This is a genomic window from Arthrobacter mobilis (assembly GCF_012395835.1).
Classification (GTDB): domain Bacteria; phylum Actinomycetota; class Actinomycetes; order Actinomycetales; family Micrococcaceae; genus Crystallibacter; species Crystallibacter mobilis.
In genome coordinates this window covers 468,493-469,196 of record NZ_JAAZSQ010000002.1, presented here as the reverse complement: position 1 = coordinate 469,196, position 704 = coordinate 468,493, and the positions used below count along the sequence as shown (strand labels likewise).

Annotated in this window: 1 protein-coding gene; it reads left to right on the top strand. The window is 70.9% G+C overall.

Translation table 11 applies throughout. The features are described from left to right. The coding region (locus HGG74_RS21370; RefSeq protein ID WP_246262616.1) for an Ig-like domain-containing protein at positions 1-704 on the top strand (704 nt) is incomplete at both ends.

Below are 704 nucleotides of genomic sequence, written 5' to 3'. Positions count from 1 at the left end.
CCGTCACCGGCGTCAGCGGGGCCACCTTCATCCTGAAGAACCCGGCCGGCACCACCATCCCGGCAGCGGTCAGTTACAACGCGACCACCCGGGTGGCCACCCTGAACCCGAGCGCCGACCTCGCCGCCAACACCACGTACACCGCCACCCTTACCGGCGGAACGGCCGCGATCCGGGACACGCTCGGCCCTCCGCTGGCCAGCACCAGCTGGTCCTTCACCACGACGGCGGCCCCGGCCGTGACCGCACGCACCCCGGGTGCCAACGCCACCTCGGTTGCAGTGGCCAACAACATCACCGCAACCTTCAACAAGGCCGTCACCGGCGTCAGCGGGACCACCTTCGTCCTGAAAAACCCGGCAGGCGCCACGATCACGGCGGCCGTCAGCTATGACGCGACCACCCGGGTAGCCACCCTGAACCCGAGCGCCAACCTGGCCGCGAACACCAGGTACACCGCGACGCTGACCGGCGGAACGGCGGCGATCCGGGACACGCCCGGCACTCCGCTGGCCAGCACCAGCTGGTCCTTCACCACCGGAGCGGCACCGGCCGTGACGGCACGCACGCCGGGCTCGGGCGCGACCGTGGTGGCTACCGGCGGCAATATCACGGCGACCTTCAGCGAGGCCGTCACCGGCGTCAGCGGGACCACCTTCGTCCTGAAAAACCCGGCAGGCGCCACGATCACGGCGGCCGTCAGC